At 31.0% G+C, this 18656-nt stretch carries 20 protein-coding genes, 10 tRNA genes and 2 pseudogenes; 21 read left to right on the top strand and 11 right to left on the bottom strand.

All coding sequences use genetic code 11. The annotated features are described in order from the left end of the window. Positions 1–34: 34 nt before the first annotated feature. From B8978_RS05155 to B8978_RS05110, 10 genes are all read left to right on the top strand, one after another. Positions 35–108: transfer RNA gene (locus tag B8978_RS05155), tRNA-Gly, on the top strand. Positions 109–114: 6 nt separating this feature from the next. Then, a tRNA-Arg gene (locus B8978_RS05150) sits at positions 115–191 on the top strand. 24 nt (positions 192–215) lie between these two features. Then, positions 216–291: transfer RNA gene (locus tag B8978_RS05145), tRNA-Lys, on the top strand. A 4-nt stretch (positions 292–295) separates the two neighbouring features. Next, positions 296–371, top strand: a tRNA-His gene (locus tag B8978_RS05140). Between the two features lie 14 nt (positions 372–385). Continuing rightward, positions 386–460 (top strand) — tRNA-Gln (locus B8978_RS05135). Between the two features lie 11 nt (positions 461–471). Beyond that, positions 472–547, top strand: a tRNA-Lys gene (locus B8978_RS05130). Positions 548–551: 4 nt separating this feature from the next. After that, positions 552–635, top strand: a tRNA-Leu gene (locus B8978_RS05125). A 100-nt stretch (positions 636–735) separates the two neighbouring features. Next, positions 736–810, top strand: a tRNA-Gly gene (locus B8978_RS05120). Positions 811–815: 5 nt separating this feature from the next. Next, positions 816–889: transfer RNA gene (locus B8978_RS05115), tRNA-Gly, on the top strand. Between the two features lie 80 nt (positions 890–969). Then, a tRNA-Arg gene (locus tag B8978_RS05110) sits at positions 970–1046 on the top strand. Between the two features lie 300 nt (positions 1047–1346). Here B8978_RS05110 and B8978_RS05105 read toward each other — a convergent pair. Then, positions 1347–2030, bottom strand: coding sequence for a CatA-like O-acetyltransferase (locus B8978_RS05105; RefSeq protein ID WP_084114377.1), 684 nt, complete (start codon positions 2028–2030; stop codon positions 1347–1349). A 346-nt stretch (positions 2031–2376) separates the two neighbouring features. Between B8978_RS05105 and B8978_RS05100 the strand changes: the two genes are divergently transcribed. Further along, on the top strand, positions 2377–2850 hold the full coding sequence (locus B8978_RS05100) for a hypothetical protein (RefSeq protein WP_084114375.1): 474 nt from the start codon (positions 2377–2379) through the stop codon (positions 2848–2850). Positions 2851–3195: 345 nt separating this feature from the next. After that, entirely contained in the window at positions 3196–4203 is a 1008-nt protein-coding gene (splB, locus tag B8978_RS05095; protein ID WP_084114373.1) for a spore photoproduct lyase, read from the top strand. 128 nt (positions 4204–4331) lie between these two features. Here the strand turns inward: splB and B8978_RS05090 are convergent, their stop codons facing one another. Further along, complete coding sequence (locus B8978_RS05090; protein WP_084114371.1) at positions 4332–5147, bottom strand: undecaprenyl-diphosphate phosphatase; 816 nt, start codon at positions 5145–5147, stop codon at positions 4332–4334. A 220-nt stretch (positions 5148–5367) separates the two neighbouring features. Between B8978_RS05090 and mscL the strand changes: the two genes are divergently transcribed. From mscL to B8978_RS05080, 3 genes are all read left to right on the top strand, one after another. After that, positions 5368–5763 (top strand): large-conductance mechanosensitive channel protein MscL, encoded by a 396-nt coding sequence (mscL, locus tag B8978_RS05085; protein WP_084114368.1) that lies wholly within the window; start codon positions 5368–5370, stop codon positions 5761–5763. 111 nt (positions 5764–5874) lie between these two features. Further along, positions 5875–6042 (top strand): hypothetical protein, encoded by a 168-nt coding sequence (locus B8978_RS19745; protein WP_176212612.1) that lies wholly within the window; start codon positions 5875–5877, stop codon positions 6040–6042. 440 nt (positions 6043–6482) lie between these two features. Beyond that, positions 6483–6860: a hypothetical protein gene (locus B8978_RS05080; protein WP_084114366.1), complete on the top strand. Its 378-nt coding sequence runs from the start codon at positions 6483–6485 to the stop codon at positions 6858–6860. Positions 6861–7076: 216 nt separating this feature from the next. On the opposite strand, the gene B8978_RS05075 is transcribed toward B8978_RS05080, so the two are convergent. The 3 genes and pseudogenes from B8978_RS05075 to B8978_RS20580 all read right to left on the bottom strand — a co-directional run. Then, positions 7077–7595 carry a methyltransferase family protein gene (locus B8978_RS05075; protein WP_084114364.1) on the bottom strand — a complete coding sequence of 173 codons (519 nt, stop codon included), beginning with the start codon at positions 7593–7595 and terminating at the stop codon, positions 7077–7079. 123 nt (positions 7596–7718) lie between these two features. Continuing rightward, positions 7719–7907: pseudogene (locus tag B8978_RS05070) on the bottom strand (IS1595 family transposase); the annotation flags it as partial. Next, positions 7896–8003: pseudogene (locus tag B8978_RS20580) on the bottom strand (IS1595 family transposase); the annotation flags it as partial. The pseudogenes B8978_RS20580 and B8978_RS05070, both read right to left, overlap by 12 nt. A gap of 127 nt (positions 8004–8130) precedes the next feature. Here B8978_RS20580 and B8978_RS05065 point away from each other — a divergent pair. After that, complete coding sequence (locus B8978_RS05065) at positions 8131–9699, top strand: FAD-dependent oxidoreductase (RefSeq protein WP_084114362.1); 1569 nt, start codon at positions 8131–8133, stop codon at positions 9697–9699. Positions 9700–9855: 156 nt separating this feature from the next. After that, positions 9856–10776 (top strand): DUF2935 domain-containing protein, encoded by a 921-nt coding sequence (locus tag B8978_RS05060; protein WP_084114360.1) that lies wholly within the window; start codon positions 9856–9858, stop codon positions 10774–10776. Between the two features lie 61 nt (positions 10777–10837). On the opposite strand, the gene B8978_RS19465 is transcribed toward B8978_RS05060, so the two are convergent. From B8978_RS19465 to B8978_RS05045, 4 genes are all read right to left on the bottom strand, one after another. Further along, positions 10838–11005, bottom strand: coding sequence for a small, acid-soluble spore protein, alpha/beta type (locus B8978_RS19465; protein ID WP_139795969.1), 168 nt, complete (start codon positions 11003–11005; stop codon positions 10838–10840). Positions 11006–11243: 238 nt separating this feature from the next. Next, the gene (locus B8978_RS05055) at positions 11244–11600 is read right to left on the bottom strand and encodes a hypothetical protein (protein WP_084114358.1); all 357 of its coding nucleotides are present in this window, start codon (positions 11598–11600) and stop codon (positions 11244–11246) included. 143 nt (positions 11601–11743) lie between these two features. Further along, complete coding sequence (locus B8978_RS05050; protein ID WP_084114356.1) at positions 11744–13108, bottom strand: MFS transporter; 1365 nt, start codon at positions 13106–13108, stop codon at positions 11744–11746. 5 nt (positions 13109–13113) lie between these two features. Then, positions 13114–13644 (bottom strand): PadR family transcriptional regulator, encoded by a 531-nt coding sequence (locus tag B8978_RS05045; protein ID WP_084114354.1) that lies wholly within the window; start codon positions 13642–13644, stop codon positions 13114–13116. A 205-nt stretch (positions 13645–13849) separates the two neighbouring features. Between B8978_RS05045 and B8978_RS05040 the strand changes: the two genes are divergently transcribed. From B8978_RS05040 to tlp, 4 genes are all read left to right on the top strand, one after another. After that, entirely contained in the window at positions 13850–14488 is a 639-nt protein-coding gene (locus B8978_RS05040) for a class I SAM-dependent methyltransferase (protein WP_242950482.1), read from the top strand. Between the two features lie 60 nt (positions 14489–14548). Next, positions 14549–14785 carry a hypothetical protein gene (locus tag B8978_RS05035; RefSeq protein WP_139795968.1) on the top strand — a complete coding sequence of 79 codons (237 nt, stop codon included), beginning with the start codon at positions 14549–14551 and terminating at the stop codon, positions 14783–14785. Between the two features lie 308 nt (positions 14786–15093). Then, complete coding sequence (locus B8978_RS05030) at positions 15094–15870, top strand: COG4705 family protein (RefSeq protein ID WP_084114350.1); 777 nt, start codon at positions 15094–15096, stop codon at positions 15868–15870. A gap of 210 nt (positions 15871–16080) precedes the next feature. Continuing rightward, positions 16081–16308, top strand: a complete 228-nt coding sequence (gene tlp / locus B8978_RS05025) for a small acid-soluble spore protein Tlp (RefSeq protein WP_084114348.1) — start codon at positions 16081–16083, stop codon at positions 16306–16308. Positions 16309–16401: 93 nt separating this feature from the next. On the opposite strand, the gene B8978_RS05020 is transcribed toward tlp, so the two are convergent. Both B8978_RS05020 and B8978_RS05015 read right to left on the bottom strand, forming a co-directional pair. Further along, positions 16402–17730 carry an MDR family MFS transporter gene (locus B8978_RS05020; protein ID WP_084114346.1) on the bottom strand — a complete coding sequence of 443 codons (1329 nt, stop codon included), beginning with the start codon at positions 17728–17730 and terminating at the stop codon, positions 16402–16404. A gap of 3 nt (positions 17731–17733) precedes the next feature. Further along, complete coding sequence (locus tag B8978_RS05015; protein ID WP_084114344.1) at positions 17734–18561, bottom strand: SDR family oxidoreductase; 828 nt, start codon at positions 18559–18561, stop codon at positions 17734–17736. Positions 18562–18656: the final 95 nt, after the last annotated feature.

The raw sequence follows: 18656 nt of genomic DNA, 5'->3' as shown, positions 1-18656 counted from the left end.
TTCAATCCCTGTCACCCCGACCACATAAAAATATGCGGGTGTAACTCAATGGTAGAGTGTCAGCCTTCCAAGCTGATTACGAGGGTTCGATTCCCTTCACCCGCTCCAAAAGATGCGTTTTTAGCTCAGTTGGATAGAGCAACGCCCTTCTAAGGCGTGGGCCGGGGGTTCGAATCCCTTAAAACGCACCATTAAAAACTTATTAAATATTATATGCGCTTTTAGCTCAGTTGGTAGAGCACCTGACTCTTAATCAGGGTGCCCAGGGTTCGAGTCCCTGAAGGCGCACCATATGGTGGGTATAGTTCAGTTGGTAGAGCGCCAGTTTGTGGATCTGGATGTCAAGGGTTCGAGTCCCTTTATCCACCCCATTTAAATTAAATATTGGGATGTCGTCAAGCGGTAAGACACAGCACTTTGACTGCTGCATTCGTAGGTTCGAATCCTGCCATCCCAGCCAAAATTAAATATGGTTTACTAGCTCAGTTGGTAGAGCACATGACTTTTAATCATGTTGTCCGGGGTTCGATTCCCCGGTAAGCCACCAATGTGCAGGTGTGGCGGAATTGGCAGACGCACTAGACTTAGGATCTAGCGCCTACGGCATGGGGGTTCAAGTCCCTTCACCTGCACCAATTAATTAGTTATGTTACAATATTATTGTTTAAACACAAGAATTCGAATTCCTATAGATTAAAACATAGAATGTAAATTACTTAAGTAATATTAAATTTTGCGGGAGTGGCTCAGTGGTAGAGCGTCACCTTGCCAAGGTGAACGTCGCGAGTTCGAATCTCGTCTTCCGCTCCATACATGCGGGTGTAACTCAATGGTAGAGTGTCAGCCTTCCAAGCTGATTACGAGGGTTCGATTCCCTTCACCCGCTCCATATAAACAAAAGAAGAAAAGGCTTAGAGTTAAACTTATGGTTTAGGTCTGAGCTTATTTTAATACAATACAATAATATATGCATCCATAGCTCAGTTGGATAGAGTTACAGACTTCGAATCTGGGGGCCGGGAGTTCAAGTCTCCCTGGGTGCACCAGAACCATTAATACAAGCTGATTTACAGAAATGTAATGAAGCTTGTATTTTGCTTTTAACACACTTTTAAACACAGTTAAGTCTTATTGTATGTTTAAAAAGAATGAACTTGAAACAATTCTATATGAAGGAAAATAAGTATTGATAAGAACCCACCTTTCGCACGACCTTATATGGACAATGTTTAATTTTGGCTACATCTTAATTATTGTCACGATTCTAAAATATAAACAGTAAAGTTAAAGGCTTAAATGGAGATGGCTAACATTTAGTAAAATTGGTTATAAAATAGTAATATTTATTATTTATGATAAACTTCTGCACCTTTAATCCATTCTTCAGGATGATTCATTGTCCATTGTAATTCATCTAAAAATATCTTTATGTGATAGCCATCCACTGCAGCATGATTAACAGTAATAGATAAAGGCATAGTAATTATACCATTCACTTCAGTAAATCCTCCAGATTCAAAGATTGGTGCATAATAATTCTTTGCATTTTGCAAATGCATGGACAAGCTATTAAAAGTAAACCATGGACTACAAGCTATGATATAGTTATTAGAAGGTGGTGTTCCCTTTGATGACATAATACCATGACTCTCTCCATGCTGTGCCATGTCTGAAATATAAATTTTATAAAATGCCTCAAAATCATCATCATATTCTGTCCAAAGAAATGTTATTGTTTTGTCATCCTCATGCAATATTGGGTAAAAAGGAGCTCGACAATCCCAATATCCTAACACATCATCTTGAATTGCCATAAGAAATTCCTTTTGTTTTCTAATAGCTCTGGTTACCAGGTAAAGATATGTAGGAAAGAATTTCAATCCTTTACTTTTTAATGTATTTCTAAGGATTGTGACATCCATTGTTATGCTAATAGAATAAATAAGTGTTGATACTGTTTCTGTAAAATAAGTATATGTTTGTGCTCTTGGCCATGTCTCCATGTCAATGATATGAAAATCTGTATTCATATATTCCTACCTCCGTTTAATATAAATTAATACAACTCAAAACCAAATTAATCACATTGGTCTATTGATATACTTAAAGTATATCATGCTTACATAAACTCATAAATTATCATTTTTATAACAGATATTTAAACCAACAGCCCTAATGCTTATGTCTCTATAGGATTCAGTTATATCAATGTTTTAAAGAAAGTCTGTGTTATTTATGTTTTTACATAAAAACAACGCATTTTAACTTCATATCTGCGGTTTGGCAGACAATTGTAAAGGCATTCATATATTGTTAATTTGTGAATTATTTGTTACAATATAATAGAAAATTCTTTATAGGGAGTGACTTAAAATCATGAAAAGACATATTAAAATTTTAACATTGTGCTTATTAGCACTTATTTTATTAGCAGGATGTGGCACTAATACTGTAGCAAGTAATTCTAAAAAGGCAAAGGCAAAACCTAAAATAAAAGTTACCGCACAATTGGTTGTAAATAAACTAAAAGAAAAAGAAGGACAATACATGACCAATATAAGTACTGTAACAGCAGAAAATGATCCTAATAAACTTTTAGGAAGACCAAACCAATATACTGAAAAAATTACATGGAGTGATAGTAGATCACAAAATTCTAATGTTGATTGTTCTATTGAATTATTTAAGAATAAAGCAGATGCAGATAGCAGGAAAAAGTATCTAGAAACTGTTATTAAATCAATGCCTATGTTAACACAATACATAGAACAAAAAAATAATGTGTTAATAAGGGTAGATGGCGTGTTAACACCAAGTCAAGCAAACGAATATATAAATGTTTTTAAATAAATGGATATATAAAAATTATCTTATTGCAGTGGGTAATTAAATCTTTACAGACTATACTTAAATTTGACATAAGACTGTCATAAATAAACACTACAATGTAAACATAAAGATTACCCCTTTAATATATATTTTTAAGCATTTGGTTAATTCCAGGTGCTATTTTTTTATTAAACAATAATTAACATAAAATAGATTAAAATTGTTGCAAAAAATAAAGCTTAGTGCTATAATTACCTACATGATTACCCCTTTAATATATTTTAAGCATTTGGTTAATTCCAAGTGCTATTTTTTTATAGTATTATTTTTTAGTATATAAGCATACTATTTCTGAGGTGAATAATATTGTTTCAACCTAAAAGAATTATATTTGAAAAAGCAGCATTAGAATACAAAACAGGAAGAGATATTTTAGAGTATTTTAAAGATAAAGATATACAATTAATATATTCTAAAAGTGGAAGGGTGACACAAATACCAGAAGATACGGCTTCTAAAATGTATTTTGAGGGGAAGAATACTTTGGTAGTAGGGGTAAGAAAATCTTATAAATTTCAATCATGTAAACCATCAGCACATTATCAGTTGCCATTAGTAAGCGGATGTATGGGGATGTGTGAGTATTGTTATCTTAATACGCAAATGGGTAAAAAGCCATATACTAAGGTTTATGTAAACATAGACGAAATATTGAACAATGCAGATAAATATATTGAAGATAGATTACCAGACGCTACAATATTTGAAGGAGCAGCGACTTCTGATCCGATTCCTGTTGAACCGTATACTGGAAATCTTGGAAGAGCTATAACTCATTTTGGGAAAAGTAATAACGGATATTTTAGATTTGTAACTAAATTTACAGATGTAGAGAATATTCTTAATTTAACTCATAATGGAAGAACAACCGTAAGATTTAGTGTAAATACAAATAAAATTATAAAACAATTTGAGCATGGGACTCCTAAAGTAGAGGATAGAATTAAAGCAGCAATGAAAGTTTTAAATGCTGGATATAATTTGGGATTTATAATTGCACCTGTGTTTTTGTATCCTAATTGGGAAGACGAATATAAAGGTATCATAGATAAAATTGGAAGTAACTTTATCAATTCGCATATCTCTTTTGAAATAATATCTCATAGGTTTACTAAAAGGGCAAAAGAGAATATCTTAACAGTATATCCAAAAACAATATTACCTATGGAAGAGGAGACAAGAAAATTTAAATTTGGTCAATTTGGATATGGTAAATACCTTTACAAAGATGAAGAAATAAATTATATGAAAAGATTTTTTAAAGAAAATATAAGAAAATATTTCAATGAGGCAAGTATAAATTACATTATATAAGAGCCTTCACATAATGTGAGAGGTTCAATTTTTTTGTGAAAAGAACGTACCTTTCGATACGTTCTTATAAAGGATTATTTAAAATTGCTGTTTTATGGCTTGATAAAATATAAAAATTTATTGTAATTCTAAATAAAATGTGATATTAAAATCAATCCTCCAACTATCCAACAGTAAAAAGAAAATGGACGCATAGCATTAACTTCCTTTTTATTAAACCAGCGCATCAATATAGTAACACTTATTAGGGCACATATACCAGCTGCAATTCCTCCAATAATAGAAGTATGTAATAGTGGACGATTAGCGGATTTAAATAGTTTTGGCACTTCAAGTATTGCTGCTCCGCCTATAATAGGAGTAGCAAGTAACATTGAAAATCTAGCTGATTCTTCATGTTTTAGACCCATACCAAACCCAGCAGTCATACTAGCACCAGACCTTGAAAAACCAGGAATAAGTGCCAATGATTGAAATAGACCTATTATTGCAGCTTGGCTGTAACTTAAATCTTCTATATCTTTTTTACCCTTTGAAGCAGTACTTTCACCTACAAATAATATAACTCCATTTACAATTAAAAATATAGAGGCAACTAGGGCACTTCCAAATAATGCTGTTAATTTCTTTTCAAAAATAAATCCTATTATTGCTGCTGGGATTGTTCCTACAATAATTAAAAATAATAATTTTTTAGAATCTTTACTGTCAAAAATAGATTTTATTATCTCTTTCCAATCTTTCCAAAAGAAGATAAAAAGTGCGATAGATGTACCTAAGTGCATCATAACTACAAATGGAAGAAACTTTTCCTTTAAGAATACAGGGTCAAGCTTCCAACCTAAAACATAAGGAGTAAGTACTGAATGTCCAGCACTACTAATAGGAAATAATTCTGTTATTCCTTGTACAATTGCTAATATTAAAGTTTGTATAATTGTCATTTATAATTTCACCATCCTTTGTTAGTCAAACTTAATTGTAGTAAATTACAGCCCTAAATTCAATATTAATGACTTAAATATTAGGATTGTTTATGTAAAATTAACATTGTTCTTTCTTTTACATAATTGCAATTGTAATTGTTAATGTTTTATAGGATAATAACTTATACAAAAAATATTTTCTGAAGATAAAATGAAAGTTTATTAGGAGGAGGCTACTATGTTAAAGGAATTTAAGGAATTTGCAATTAAAGGAAATGTAGTAGATTTGGCTGTTGGTGTTGTTATTGGAGGTGCTTTTAGCAAAATAGTTACCTCTATGGTAAATGATATAATTATGCCATTAGTAGTTACACTAACTGGCGGAGTTAATTTTACATATTTAAAAGTTGTCATTAAAGAAGCTCACGGAAAAGATTCAGCAGTTACCATTAACTATGGAACTTTTATTCAAAATAGTATTGATTTCTTAATTGTTTCGTTTTCTATTTTCTTATTTATAAAATTAATAAATAAGCTTAAAAGAGAAAAGAAATCAGAAATTGTTGAAACAGAATTAAAACCGTCCGAGGAGGTTTTATTACTTCGAGAAATAAGAGACTTACTGAAAAAATAAAAAATGTAAAATAAAGTTTATCAATAATAATGTGATATAATATTCATAAAAGTTAGGCAACTATAGTAAAATATTACAATACAACTATCGGTTTAGAAAGGAGAACTTTGTATGCAAGGTATGTATGCTACTGGAATTATCAGCATAATTAATCTAATAATTATTTTAGTTTTATTGGGATTTTTTATTTATGGGTTCGTGCTGTTTGTAAAACTTGCTAAAAGAGGAATTAAAGCACTTGATATTTACATAAATGAAAAGAATAATAATAAATTGTAGGTACACATGTTTTTATTAAGTTAAAAAATTATAAGACATAAAAAAGAAAGCCCAGGAGGATTAATCTTAGGCTTTCTTTTTTTGTAAACTCAATGTAAAATTTATATAAAATACAAGCATGTATTTAAAAAGTATTATATCCAAAAATCATAAAAATATACAGACATATATTAAAATTTCACTATTAAATCTATCATACATTTATAATATTTTAAACAATAATAAGTAGTAGCCAATGGGATTTTTTCCTATTAAGTAGGTAACGAAATAATAAATATGTCTGTATTATATACTATGTTATAAGTATATAAAAAGTTACATAAAAAAAGTACAATCGAAGGCACGCTATTATATTAGTAGTGCATAAATATAGAAGATTACGACATACTAACAGCAGGTAGGTTATGTAAATAAAATATTTATAGAGGAAGTGTTTTAAAGTGATAAAACTTAAAACTTTAAAAAAGCCAGCCATCATACTGTTAGTTTTTGTTATACCGGTATGTTTAATTTCTGGATGCAATAATAGAAGTTATTCTAATTCTGAAAATTCAGCACAAAAATTAGTTGAAAAGGAACCCAATAAAGACCAAGTTAAAAAAAGCTATGATAGTGCACTTCAAACATTAGTAAATGATGCCACAATAACTAAAGATCAGGCTACAACAATATTGAATGCTCTTATGTCAAACGTAAACAATGTGGGTAAGGAAAGTAAAGAAAAGTCAAAAGAGACTTTAAATAAATTAGTAGAAAATAAAACTATCACACAGCAACAAGCAGATAAAATAATGGATGTTTTAGAAATAAATAAGTAAAAGACAAGAATAGCCAAATCGCTACCACTTATTTACTTTTACATAAGGCTATGTTTTAATATAATGTTGAAATATAGCCTTAAAAAATTATAGGTTGGATTGTCCACCTATAATGCTTAATATTAGAAATTTATGAAATTGCAAGTTTTCTCCTTGGTGAATAATATAAGAAGAACACAAACCATAAATTGAATAATAGAGTTATAGCATACCTGTCTAAATATAACGTCTCACTTTGTTCATATATTTTATATATTCTTCTCCGAATTTCTTAATACACCATCTTTCTTCTGAAAGAATAATCCAGTGTGCGGATACTTGAAAACCGATTAATAATGCAAGTAATATCAACGAATGTGTTAGCAATACACACCCTAAAAAATAAATAAAATATGCAATGTACATAGGATTGCGGGATACTCGGTATAATCCGTTTAAATTTATTCCATTCATTTTAGGCTTAGCATAATTTACTACAGATACAGCATATAAAATAATTCCTAAACTATATATTACTAAACCTATGTAAAACCAATCAGAGTTAGTTTTGATTTTGAGTAATAATAGGTATAGTAAAATAAGGACGGTTGTAATTTGATAAACCCAGAATGCTACTTTTTCTCTTCCGATTAATGGAGCAAAGAAACCCGCACGTTTAAGTGATTCTTTGTCTATTATACTTAAAATCCCATACCTAATAAGTATTAGTGGTATTACTGTCAAAAATGCATTCATTTTACCCCACCTTTTAGTTTTTTGCTCTATAACATTTCTATTTTAGTTAGTTCGTCTTTTCTAACTATTGTTCATTAGATTATAGTCCTGTATAACACTTATTATAACATAAATTACAAAATATTACGCATACATTGGTTCTCTATTTTTTAAATCTTTTACTTTGGTATATGAATATGCTACATTGCTTTGAACTATAAAGTTTTTAGCCTTTATTATATCTTTATCAAATACTTGAAGCCATTTGAACCACTTAATATAATTACTTATGTATTTTGTTGCAACACCATTAAACCTATTCATCCACTTAGCGTATTTAAGCCACTTATCCAATGTTTTCTTACTTTTATAGGTCGCAGAATTAGTAAAGTCCGTAAAAGTTTTCTTACAAGATTTGCAGATATATCTTTAGACTTTTTTGCATAAATTGCTTTTATCTTAAATGATTCATTTACCTATATACTTAAAATTTTTAAGTATAAACCGTGATATTTATACAGACAATACAGTAAAAAGTTTAAATATGGAGGTTAAAATGGAAAGTGAAAAAGTGTATAATTTAGATGTTTTTTCTAGCATTCATGAACCATATTGGATTGAAACTACAAATGGAATAAAATATCATACTTTAAAAGATGATATAAATGTTGATGTTGCTATAGTTGGTGGTGGAATAACTGGATTAACTGCGGCATTCCTTTTAAAGAATAAGGGTCTAAAGGTAGCCATACTAGAGGCTAACAGGATTGCTCATGGTACGACAGGTCATACAACTGCAAAGATAACTTCACAGCATAATTTGATTTATGATAAAATAATATCTAAATTTGGAGAAGAGAAAGCAAGGCAATATGCAGAAGCTAATGAATCAGCTATTAAATTTATTGCAAATTTGGTAAAGGAAAAAAACATTGATTGTGATTTTTGTTGGCGTCCTGCATATGTATATACTCAATCCGATTATTATATAGGAAAAATTGAAAATGAGGTAAAGGCTGCTAGAGGGCTAGGAATAAAAGCATCTTATGAGGATAATATACAACTTCCTTTTAATATAAAAGCTGCTATTAAATTTGATAATCAGGCTCAATTTCATCCCTTAAAGTATTTACTTGCAATAGCAAAAGAAATACCTGGAAGTGGGAGTGAAATTTTTGAATTCACTAAGGTTGTGGATATTAAAGAGGCAGATAAGTGTACAGTATTAACGGAAAAAGGGAAAAAGGTAATTGCAGATAAAGTTATTATTGCATCACATTTTCCTTGTTATGATGGAAGATCAATGTATTTTGCAAGGATATATCCAGAAAGATCGTATGTACTTGGAATTAAAATTAAAGAAAAATTTCCAGAGGGCATGTTTATAACTGCTGAAGATCCAGTACATTCTCTTCGTTCTCAAAAGGATGAAGATGGTGAAATTGTTCTTATAGGTGGAGGAAAGCATAAAACAGGTAACCAGAGTCAAACCCAAATACATTATAAAAATTTAGGTGATTTTGCAAAAAAATCTTTTCATTTAGAAGAAATATTATATAGATGGTCTACACAAGATTGCATGACTGTAGATGATGTCCCTTATGTAGGGTATTGTTCATCTAAAACTTCTAATATATTTGTGGCTACAGGTTTTGGCAAGTGGGGAATGACTAACAGTACAGCAGCAGCAAATATATTAACAGATTTAATTGTAAAAGGAGAAAGTCCATGGTCACCAGTGTATAATCCATCCAGATTTGATATATCCGCTTCAGGTACAAAATTGGTATGTGAAAATGTGGATGTAGCAGAGGAGCTTATAAAGGGTAAAATTGCTCAAGCGCCTAAAGATGTAGAAATTAATATTGGTGAAGCTAAAATAATTATCGTTGATGGTGAGAAGGTTGGTGCATATCGTGATGAGAAAGGTGATTTGCATATGGTTGATATAACCTGTACTCATTTAGGTTGTGAATTAGTATGGAATGAAGCAGAAAAAACTTGGGATTGTCCTTGTCATGGTTCTAGATTTAGCTATGATGGTAGTAATGTGGAAGGACCAGCATTTAATACTCTGAAGCATAGAGGAGAATGGCCAAATAAAAAAGATGCTAATATATTTTAGATTTAAAGTTATAAATATATGGAATTATTGAGGATGTTATTGTAAAAAATTAATTGTGTAATGCTATATTATATAACGTACCATAGGTAATAGTTTTAAAGCTTAATTAGTATATTAAATAAAAGTTAATAATTATTATATTAAGTGAGGTAGATTATGTTATCAGGTATTAGTTTTATACAACAATCTCTTGAATTACATCTTTTCTTTGCACGAATTATGAAAGAACATTCATTTTTTTTAGAAGCAGGGTTTACACAAAAGAATTCAAGGTTTATTGATGAAGCGGATTCATTTAGAAGGGCCTTCGATAGATTTTTAGCAGATGTTGTATCGCTTTCTAATGGTGTTGTTAGGCCTAATGTACTGAAGTCTGGTGAAGTGGTAACCCCGTTTACTCTAAAGGCTGAAATGGTTTCGTCATATTTTACAGGAATAAATATTGCGACTGGTTTGACGAAAGCAGAAGAAGGGTTAAAGGGTAGCAATATAAAAGGAGATAGTAATGTTCTTGAGCGAAGAGTATACATGCTTAATGAAAGATCAAAGGATTTAGTTAAATCCTTAATACAGTTTAAGGCTATGGTATTATCAGATGTTCTGTCCTGTAGGATATTTACAGTTAATTATCCTTTACTTATAGATCATATTATGAGAGAAGCAAAATTTTATTTTTCTATAGTTCAAAGATTGCAAAATCGTGAACAAATTAATTTAGAACGAGAGGCTTATGAACAAGAAACATTCTGGAATAGAATTATGGCTGAGCACTCAAAATTTATTCGTGGACTTCTGGATCCAACTGAAAATGAACTTATAGATATTGCAAATAACTTTGGAAATGAGTTTGATAAATTGACAAAAGAAGCGAGAGAAGCTATGGAGAATACAATGCCCATTTCAAAAGTTACAGATGATAGCCTAAAAGCAACTGTAGAAATAAGTAAATTTAAAGCACAAGGTACCCAAGGATTGATAGAATGCAAGATTAAGTCAATAATAATACCATTATTAGGTGATCATACTTTACGTGAAGCAAATCATTATTTACGGTTGTTAAAGATATTTGAAAAATGACAAAAAATTAAACACACAAGCCTAGGCATGTGTGCAATATAGATTAAATAAAAAATAAAATTTATTTAAAGTGTTTTTTAGTGGTTACAGTGACAGAAGCATTTTGGCTTGGAATAACATTTTCATTAGGTCTTCCTTCAAACGGAATTCCAACTCCTTGAGCAGCTTCAAGTTTAAGTTTATTTAAGGCTTCTTTTGTTGATATTTTATTTTTACTTTTGTTTGCCATAATATATAACATCTCCTTTTTACTATATGTATGTAGTTTTGATAATACTATTACAGGTGGTTAGAGGTTAACATGGAATTTAAATATTAAAATGTAATGATTTTGGAAAAATAAATTTCAGGAACGTGAAAAATAGCTAAGTTATGACTTGGTTATTTTTAGAATGATACTATAGCAAAAGGGGAACGTTGAGTAACGTTCCCCTTTTGCTATAGTATCATTTTGTATTATTTTAGTATTAATACATATCATAATCGTCATAATAATCGTCATAATCGTCATAATAATCGTCATAATAATCATCATAGTAATCATCATGATATGGGTAAGCAAAAATAAATGGGAAAAAAGGAAATGGTCTACGGCGCCTACGATTCCTACGGCGTCTACGACGTCTAGGATAAGGTTGTTGTTGTGCAGGATAAGATGGCCTTTGTCTATTCATAAAAGGACAATTCATTGATTGGTTATCATCGTACATAGAAGAATTAATAGTATCAATAGTATCTCCTATAGGTTGTGTATATTGAGTAGTTGCATCATCTTGTTTTTTAGTGTCTAAAGTAGAAGTGTCATTTTCATTTCTATAAAACATATACTCCTCCGAGAAATAAAGTTATTTATATTTGTATTGTATGTTTTTATATAAATAAAGTTACAATAATAACAACATTCTTCATAATCAAAAATAATATATATATACATAAATTATTTTTAATATCTGAAAGTTTAAGAGGATTATCTGATTGTAGCATGTCCAATATTTTTAGGTAGAAAGAGTACTTCAATTGCTGGAAATAACATCAATAGAGCAAGAAATATAAAACCTAGTTCATATGCAGTAGTAATTGAAACGAAAATTTGTAGTAAATTAACAATAACCGTAATAAGGGATATTCCCATTCCTTGGGCCAATGTTGAAGTGACAGCATTTATAGTATTTGCACTATTTCGATTTTCAGGGGCTATTTCAGAAAAACTTAATCCATTGTAGGCAGTTAAGGCTAATGAACGTCCTACACCTGAAATTAATGCGAGAAACATTATCCAAATAGGAAAAGTATTGGTATGAATAAATGCTAAAGCAATCGATGTAATAAACACCATTCCAAAAGAGGATAATAAGGCATTTCTATAGCCTAGTTTACGAATAATTGGGTTCGTAAAAGGTTTTATTCCAATATTTCCAATAAAAATGAATAATACATAACTGCCTGCTTTTACTGCAGACCAATGAAAGACAGTTTGTAAAAAAATTGTTAGTATGTAAGGTAATGCCCCAACACATAACCACAAAATAGAACCACTTGTCTGGCAGATTCTAAAAGAAGTTATTTTTAACGAATCAAGTGAAAATAACGGATTGGGTGATGTTTTCAAATGTTTGAAAACCATAATGCCTAATATAATTCCTAAAACTATTAATATTAAAGCACTAAACCAATAATTTTTTCCATGAGTTGCTAGTTCGGCTCCGACTAGAATTATTCCAGAGGAAAAGGCAATTTCTATAAAACCTAATAGATCAAAAGCAGATGATTTATTCAAATTGTCTGTATCAATTAGTTTTATACCTATTAATGTAATAATTAAACCTATTGGAACATTAATAAGGAAAATCCACTGCCAAGTCCAGTAGGTAACAATAAAGCCGCCAACCAGTGGTGCTATTGCAGGAGCTATTAATGCAGGCCAAATTAGGTAACTAATCATTTTGAGCAACTTTGAGGCTGGTGTCTTTTCTAAGACAATTAGTCTTGCAGTAGGAGTCATGAGTGCTCCAGAAATTCCTTGTAAAATTCTCATTAACAATAGAAAATAAAAATTGGGTGCTAATGCGTTACTTAAGGATGTAACAGTAAATATAACAACAGCTATAATCCAAATTCTCTTTTTTCCAAATCGATTGGCCATCCATCCACTTAACGGTATAAAAATTGCAACGGTAATCAAATAAACACTGACTAGTAGAGAAATTGTTGACGAACCCGTATGAAAATATTGAGCCATTTTAGGGAGTGCAGTAGTTACAATTGTTCCGTCTAAAATCTCCATAAAGAGACTAGCAGCCATTAATAAGGCTATTTTTATTTCTTTTGACATTCTTTTCACCATTCTTTCTTTAGTTCTTGTTTAAAGTTTTCAATCCATTCAAGTGCCACATTGGCCTCTTGTAGTCTTAACTCTAGCTTTTTACTTGCATACCAGTGATCTTTTGAATCTTTCTCGGTTAATCTTTTAAGTGAATATTGTGTATCTTCTATAATGTACTTTTGTTCTTTATAGAACTCATCCAATAGAGCAAATTGTTCATCTAGAGAAAGATGCTGCATAACGTCAAGTTTTATTAAATAAATATCAGCATTATGTGCGCCATTTGGTACAGGCTGTTTCATTAGTTCAAAAAAACGTTTTTTACCCTTCTCTGTAATGGTAGTGATTTTTTTAATTTTTCCTTCTGAGCTCACATCGGTTATTTCTGCAAGACCGTCCTTCTCTAATTTTTCAAGTAGAGGATAAATTACGCCATAGCTGATTTTACGATGGCGTCCTAAAGAAGCTTGCATGGCACTACGTAAATCATAACCACTTTGAGGTTCTTCCATTAATTCACCTAAAATAAAAAGTTCATTCATCATTTTAATTCACTCCTATATATCTAAAAGATATATGCATTATATATCTAAAAGATATATAATGCAAGAGTTAAAAAAAGCTATGTACATTTATTAAGCGCATCCTATTGTAGTTTTTAAGTGTTTGTGTAACAATTTAAAAGTAGGTTAGCTTAGCATATTATTGACATTAGGCTAGTCTTAAAATTTTCTACAAAGGAGGAAAGACATGATGGAATCTAATAACAAGGCAATAAGATTTGATAAAATGGTTAAAGATAAAGAAAATGATGAATTAGGTTTATTTGAAAAATATGATGATATTTTATCTGAAATAAGAAGCAGAATAATTAAAAATGGGGCTTTAAGTGTAGTTGACATAGGTTGTGGAACTGCTAATTTATGTGGTGAATTAAGTGATAAAATGGATGTAATAGGAATAGACCAAAGTTTAGAAATGATATTATATGCTAAAGAAAAATATAATAAAATGAAATTTAAATTAGGTAATTTTTTAGATAAGCCTTTTAGAAAAAATGATGTGGATATTGTGGTAACAACGTATGCTTTTCATAGTATAAAAGATGATGAAAAAAAAGAAGCAATTAAATACATGTTAGAATATCTAAAAGATGATGGTAAAATTATTATTTCAGATTTTATGTTTGAAAATAACATTGAAAGGGAGAAATGTAAAAATAACTTGTATGGTAAAGGGCGACAAGATTTGTGGAGTGCAATTGATAACAAATACTATACTAATTTAGAAGAATTAGAAAAATGTATTAATTTATTAGGGTGTAAAATTCATAGCGAACATATTGTAAATTTTACGTGGATAGTAGAGATTGAAAAAATCAAAGATTGAAGGGAGTGGAAATTTAATGGAACTGTATAATAATGTACAGTTAGCCATTAATCAAAAATTATGACTAATGATGAAATATATAAACGTATAATAGTTATGACTAGTGTTAAAGGTGCAATTGCTTATATAAAAACTTGTGATATAAAGAAATCTGACTTAAGTAAATTATGTAAGAGATATAATATAAATATTGTTGAAGGAAAGGCTACTAAAGAAGAAATCATTGATAGATTTGTAAAAGAAACACTTGGCGTTAAGTTAAGAAAAAAGGCTATAAATAAATACAATACTAAATAATAACAGTATTATTATTTTTTGATTGTCAAAAATATAAAAGAAGTTAAATTTTATGTAAAATTTTAACTTTGCCACTGTCAAATCTATTGAAGCGGTTTGATCTGTAATAACATCATCTTTATTTATGTATCCATTCGAATTTATTAAATACGATATCTTAATTTTTTTAAAAGTTTTTAATGCAATTTTAATTTTTAGTATCCATAATGAAAAACATTACAACATTTATGAGGAGGATATTTCTTTGGAAAATTACCAATTATAAAGCAACATTTCTCGTACATTCTAATGGATATTATTAAAGAAAAATGGAGGTAATAAAGAAGATGATATTGCAGTCTAAACATAATAAGGTTCCAGAAATTACGGCCTATTTCTGGATTATAAAAGTGTTAGCTACAGGAATGGGCGAGGTAGCATCTGACTATCTGGCACATCAGCTAAATCCTGTAATTGCTGTAGCAATAGCTGGATTTGGGCTAGTAGCCTCATTGGCACTACAATTCTCAGTACGTAGATATGTGGCATGGATCTATTGGTTAAATGTAGTTATGGTAAGTATTTTTGGTACAATGGCTGCTGATGTTTTGCATGTTGGATTTGGAATTCCATATATTGTTTCAAGTATATTTTTTGTTGTTGCTTTGGTAATTATATTTGTAACATGGTATTTGAGTGAAAAGACTCTATCTATACATAGCGTATATACTCGGCGTCGTGAATTTTTTTACTGGGCTACCGTATTGGCTACGTTTGCACTTGGAACCGCTGTTGGAGACATGACTGCCACAACCATGAACTTTGGTTATTTATTCTCAGGAGTACTGTTTACAATCTTGATTGCTATCCCGGCTCTGGCTTACTCGTTGTTTGGTATAAATGAGATTTTCACATTCTGGTTTGCCTACATAGTTACACGTCCGCTAGGGGCTTCATTTGCAGATTGGATGGGGGTGACTTCGAGTCGTGGTGGTCTTGGACTTGGAACTGGGGCGGTAAGTCTTGGATTAGCAATTATAATACTTGGACTTGTTTGCTACCTAGCGATAACACGCAAGGATATTAAGAACAATGAAAATCTCTAAGGTGCAGTAGACAGCTGGAGATGGCTGTCTATTTTATATATATAAAATTGTTGCATGACGTAAAAATTACATTTAAAGTGAGAATGTGATTTTTATTCTTTGAATCAGTTTGTTTTTGTAGCATAAAAATGGGATTCATAGACATAATAAAAAGAAAGGTGTTTACGTTTCATATACCTTAATTAAATAAGATAAAGGAGATATAAAATTATGAGAAATAAACCAGATGACAGAAGAGATAATGTAGATAAAATTCAATATAATATTGATAAAACAATTGAAAATGTTCGAGGAACAGAGGAATTGATTGAAAAAACAGATGACAAAAGAACGAAAGAAACATTAACAGAAAAAAATGAGAGAAGAGAAGAAGCACTTGATGGTATGAGAAAAGAAATTAGAGATGAGGCAATAAGTAAGGAAAACGGATATAAGTAGACAAAAGCTACCAGTGATATAGATTTATAAATTGTGATTTAAATAGCAGGTAAAATCTGAACTATAACCTGCTATTTAAATCGCAACAATAAGTTACACTTTCTTTGATTTGCCAACAAAAAGGCTGAAAATAACTCCAATAACAGCTATACTGCAGCAAAGTAAAAACGTATCGTCATAGGAAAAAATAACCGCATTTAGCTTATTCATAGTATTAGTTAGATGATAAGTGGTTCGTGAAGTCAAAAAACCTGTCATTATGACTGTGGCAAAAGATAAAATGATTTGTTGAAAAGCTCCTGTAAGTGGAGTAACTCTACTTACTAAATTTTCAGGGGCTGCGTTAAGAATATGGGTATTAAGTGGCATTACAGTAAGTCCTCCAGCTATACCAAGCATTATAAGGCATGTTACAATATAGGTTACACTTGTATCAGCAGATATTCTAGAAAGCATAAACAATACTATAGTACCAAGTGCTGTTCCAATAAGTGCTAAGTATTTTGCTCCAATCTTATCAAATAAATGTCCACTTATAGGCATCATAATACTCATTGCAAGAGCCTGTGGCAAAAGCATAAATCCTGTGTTAAGTGAACTATAACCTTTAACATACTGTAAAAATAAAGGAGCCAGTATAAGTACTGAAAAAAACACAATCTGAAAAGTCCATAATACAATTATACCACGAGTGAATTCCGAAGCACCAAATACTTTAAGTTCAATTAAAGGCTGCTTTTGGTGTAACTCCCCAAAAATAAAAATAGCTAGTGCAATACCGCCTACTGTTAAACCTGTGATGGTATTGATGGAAGACCAACTTTTGCTTCCTTCATTTACACCGTAAACTAGCATTGCAAAGGCAATAGGTGCTAGTAACATTCCCCGAATATCAAGTGAGGGCACAGTTTTTCTATGAAAATTTGGTAAGTATTTAATATTTATTAAAATAGCTATAATTCCAATAGGCAAATTAATACGGAAAATCCACTGCCAAGAACTATATTGTAAAATATAACCGGAAACAACAGGACCAATAGCAGGTGCAAGTAACAGCGGCATACCTAATAAACCCATTAAGGAGCCTAATTTTTCTTTTGGTGCTAAATGATAAATAGTTGCTAAGCCTATAGGTATAACCATGCCACCTCCAATACCCTGAATAATCCTAAATATAATTAGTTGACTAGGAGAAGTAGCGAGAGAGCAGAGAAATGAACCTATGGTGAATAATCCAATAACAATAATAAAAATTCGTTTTGCACCAAATCGGTCGGTAATCCAGCCAGCTAAAGGAATAACAGTAGCAAGAGAAAGCGCATATCCGGTTATAGTCCATTGCATAGTTGACAAGGTACTACCAAAATATTTAACTATTCCTGGTATAGCTACGTTTAAAACTGAACCATCAAGACTAACCATTGTTTAGAAAGAAAAATCTTTCCCTAAATAAACTTTTGGAGCGCACATGTACATTTCGCGCATAACAACGTTTTTAGGTTGCTTTAGGGCATATACTACGGCATTTGCTATGTCTTCTGGGCTTAAAAAGATTTGTTCCATGGCTGAGTGTATGCGATTAAGTAGTTCATCAGAAAGGTGCTGGCCCTTCTTGATTTCTGCATTAATTCCAAGTTTTGAAGCAAGTCCTTGTATCATAGCAGGATCCGCACTTCGTCCGAAATTAGTGGCAACTGCACCAGGCATAATATTAGTTATTTGTATTGGTTCATCTGCAAGCTCTTGAGTTAATGCTTCACAGAGTGAATTTACCATGTGTTTTGTGGAACTGTAAAAATCCTTTCCAGGTTCTTTGGCATTACCAGAAGAAATATTTATGATATTTCCTCCTCCATTTTCGGAGTTTTGGCGCATTGCATGAATAGCTGATTGTGAACCAGCTAGCAGTGCCAAAATATTAACATCAATCATCTCACGCCAGCTTTCTGGATCAGTTTCAGCTATTTTGCCGTGAATGTGTAGGCCAGCATTGTTGACCATTACATCCAAACGTCCAGTTTCTTCTTTTGCCCTCTTAATAAAATCTTGAAGTTTATTTATATCTCGTATATCAAAAGCACTGGCACTGACACTTCCGCCAGAATTTTCGATTTGGGAACGAACAAGTTCAAGCTTCTCATTATTTCGCCCAGTAATATAAACATGCATGCCATCCTTAGCTAGACTGTTTGCAATGGCACGACCAATACCACTAGATGCACCAGTAATAACGGCAGTTTTTTTGTTTAACATATAAATCACTCCTCATATAATTAGTTTACCTAAGGCTTTTTTTGCAAAATGCATAATTTAATATTTTGCAACCGAGGTATAATAAATATGATATT

This window comes from Clostridium acidisoli DSM 12555, assembly GCF_900176305.1.
GTDB lineage: Bacteria > Bacillota > Clostridia > Clostridiales > Clostridiaceae > Clostridium_I > Clostridium_I acidisoli.
This window is presented reverse-complemented; position numbering and strand designations above follow the sequence as displayed.